Source organism: Acinetobacter minutum, assembly GCF_035916735.1.
Classification (GTDB): domain Bacteria; phylum Pseudomonadota; class Gammaproteobacteria; order Pseudomonadales; family Moraxellaceae; genus Acinetobacter.
The window spans coordinates 1-2,998 of sequence record NZ_JAQIHG010000057.1 but is presented as its reverse complement, the minus strand read 5'-3'; the positions used below and the strand labels follow the sequence as shown (position 1 = coordinate 2,998).

Genomic DNA, 2,998 nt, shown 5'->3' with positions numbered 1-2,998 from the left:
CACTTACCCAAGTTACGCCTTAAATTTGGCTCAATTAGGGGCGCTTTGCCTTTCAAATCTTTGTGCAACAAAGCCCACCTAAAGCACTATTTATAAATGAGAATCATTCCACACATGATCTCACTTTTTGCCACTCTTGCCACACCAGCAACTTCCTCCTGTTTATACAAGAAACATCAAACCCATATGCAAACACAATCACATCAAAGAAATTATTAGCCAATCAATTCACAATAAAGTGTAAAAATCACATATAATATGATTAAAAAACAAACATTATATATTTTACAAATATAATTAAAGGTTAAAAAGCTTTTCAAAATTAGGTACTAATTTTGAATCAATATGGTATTTGTTAATTAATGTTAATAAAATAGAATCATTGCGCTTGATGTGATTGATCACTTTATCGGTTAAGGAATAACTATGATCTTGCAGCAATACAAGATTGTTTTTGGCGGTACGATGGGCGCAGGCAAGTCTGCGGCAATTCAGGCGTTGTCTGATATTCCAGTCATTGGAACCGAAGCAGTCAATACCGATACAGACGCGCACAGCAAATATTTGACCACTGTCGGAATCGATTATGGGGAAATCGTTCTGGATGAAGGTCTAAAAATTGGACTGTATGGTACTCCAGGACAAGATCGCTTTGACTTTATGTGGTCGATTGTCTGTAAGGGGGCTATCGGCACAGTCATCCTGATTGATCATAGCCGTAATGAACGTTTGCAAGACTTAGAGTTCTATTTAAATGCATTCGAAGCTCATGGCAATAATATTGTGGTCGGCATTACCCATCTAGACCAACAGGATGATCAAATGCTGAAGATCTATCGGGACTGGATGCAGGTGAACCACCGTCATTACCCGCTCTTTGCAGTGGATGCAAGACAAAAAGATGATGTGTTATTGATGACCGAAGCTTTAATTGCAACGGCTGAAATAGTTAAACCATCAATCAGCTAGAAGGATTTTATTCACCATGAATGCAGCGCTAAACTCACGTCAAATTCCGCAAGGTCTCATTGATATCGGTCGGGCAGAAATTCAGGAATTACTGAATAGCGTTTCTGGCATTGATTTTGTCATGCTCTGTTCATCTGACGGTTTTGAACTGGCTTTGGCCAGCAAGAAGAATCTGCAAAATCCAAGCAAGATTGCAGCGGTCAGCAGTTCGATTTTAGCGATGGTGTCTGCCTTTATTTCCGAAATTCAATTGACTGGCTGTAGAACCATTACCCTGGATGCCGATAACGGCAAAGTGATGCTCACGGGTGTAGATCACCCGCAATATCCAATGGTGATTGTGGCTTTAGCTTCGCGTGATGTCCTGATTGGACAACTGCAATACACATTAAAAAAGGTCGTAGAAACCTTAACAACGAGTACTTAAAGAGCACTCAGCGATTAGCACAGACCATTATTTACCTGTTCTTCACACAATACGGAGTACAAAAGTGTCTTGCTTTATCCGACTGAATGCGAGTGAACCATGAAAAAAATTTTAAATATTGCGGTTTTCGGTCTCAGCCTGAATATGCTCGATCAACTCAAGGGCCAAATTCTGCTGGCCGTACCGAATGGGATTCAAGTGCAATGGGTCAATATTGCCGAACAAAAAATTGATCTGCTCATGGTCAATGATGCTTTTTTTCAGTCCTCCAGCATTCAAAAAATTCTGTCACATCATGGTATGCCCTATCTGCGCCTGCTCAAAACTTCCAGCGGTGGTGGGAAAATTGAAGCGGATAACCTGAGTTATCCGGTAGAACAGTTGACGGATTTACAGGAATGGTTACAGGAAAAATTCTTTGACTATGAACCGCTCTATACCTTTAAACCAGCTCCGGCGGTCAGTGAAGAAAAAGTCAATATCAGCACCATCATCAGTGAATGTTTACTGCCGCGTAATGGTTATATCCAGCTGTTTGACTCCAGTGGCTTCCTCGCATTGGTGGATACCATGACCGAACGGGTTTGGGTGAATGGCGATAACCCGATGCTATCTTTTAATAAGAGTCTGAACCAGACCTATGCCACCAGCCAGTTTGTGCAGGAAACCAATAAAAATAAAAAAGCCCAGGATCTGCGCAACTGGTTATGGCAAGCGGCATTTCGTTCGGCAGCACTCGACTTACCCAAGATTCAGCTCAATCAGTATTTTCAGCTGGAAATTTGGCCACAATTTGATACCGGATACGAGCGGCGTGATCTGCTCAAGATTTCTGCCTGTTTTGCGCAAGGTGCCCAGCTACAAAGCGTTGCCGATCATTTGAATATTTCACATGAACGGCTCATTAAATTTGTAGCCATTACGCATCTGCTCAAAATGGGCAAATGGATTGAACCTCATGAAGCACAATTCATGAGAGGCGATAAATCAGCTGATAGTAATCAGATGATTAAACTGCGCGGTTTCTTTGGAAAACTGCGTAAAAAACTAGGTCTGTAAAAAGATGGATTTTTTCGGGGACATCCCCCATAACAAAGGTGAAAAATAAAATGGCACGTATTGCACTAGATACCTTAACAGCAATTGATGGTTTTGTTGCATCAGCGCTTGTAGACAGTGAAAGTGGTCTTGCTTTGGCAACTCAGGGGACAGGAATCAATTTGGAACTTGCTGCAGCAGGTAACACCGAAGTACTTCGTGCAAAACGTAAAGTGGCGAAAGCACTTGAATTAAATGACGGGATCGAAGACGTGCTGATCACTTTAGGCAAGCAATATCACTTGCTTCGTCCACTAGAAACCAATGAAAACCTATTTTTGTATTTGGTTCTTGATCGTGCTAAATCAAACCTCGCTATGGCACGTTTTGAATTGAAATCATTCGAAAAAGAACTCGATTTTTCATAATTGAGTTTGATGGCATGCCTGTGCAAATGTAAAGCTTTGAGCTTGCAGATGCACAGCCCTTGTTAGAAACCATTTAAAGTGTCTGTATTCTCACCAATAAAAATGTCTGGTCTATGATGCGCATCAACATCATGGA

At 41.3% G+C, this 2,998-nt stretch carries 4 protein-coding genes; all 4 read left to right on the top strand.

The window, feature by feature from the left end:
• The first annotated feature begins 426 nt into the window (after nt 1-426).
• The 4 genes from PAE54_RS12300 to PAE54_RS12285 all read left to right on the top strand — a co-directional run bounded on the left by PAE54_RS12300 (nt 427) and on the right by PAE54_RS12285 (nt 2,862).
• Nucleotides 427-969: a GTP-binding protein gene (locus PAE54_RS12300; protein ID WP_273778655.1), complete on the top strand. Its 543-nt coding sequence runs from the start codon at nt 427-429 to the stop codon at nt 967-969.
• Between the two features lie 16 nt (nt 970-985).
• Entirely contained in the window at nt 986-1,396 is a 411-nt protein-coding gene (locus PAE54_RS12295) for a roadblock/LC7 domain-containing protein (protein ID WP_273778654.1), read from the top strand.
• A 99-nt stretch (nt 1,397-1,495) separates the two neighbouring features.
• Nucleotides 1,496-2,455, top strand: coding sequence for a hypothetical protein (locus PAE54_RS12290; RefSeq protein ID WP_326519644.1), 960 nt, complete (start codon nt 1,496-1,498; stop codon nt 2,453-2,455).
• 50 nt (nt 2,456-2,505) lie between these two features.
• Nucleotides 2,506-2,862, top strand: a complete 357-nt coding sequence (locus PAE54_RS12285) for a roadblock/LC7 domain-containing protein (protein ID WP_273778652.1) — start codon at nt 2,506-2,508, stop codon at nt 2,860-2,862.
• Nucleotides 2,863-2,998: the final 136 nt, after the last annotated feature.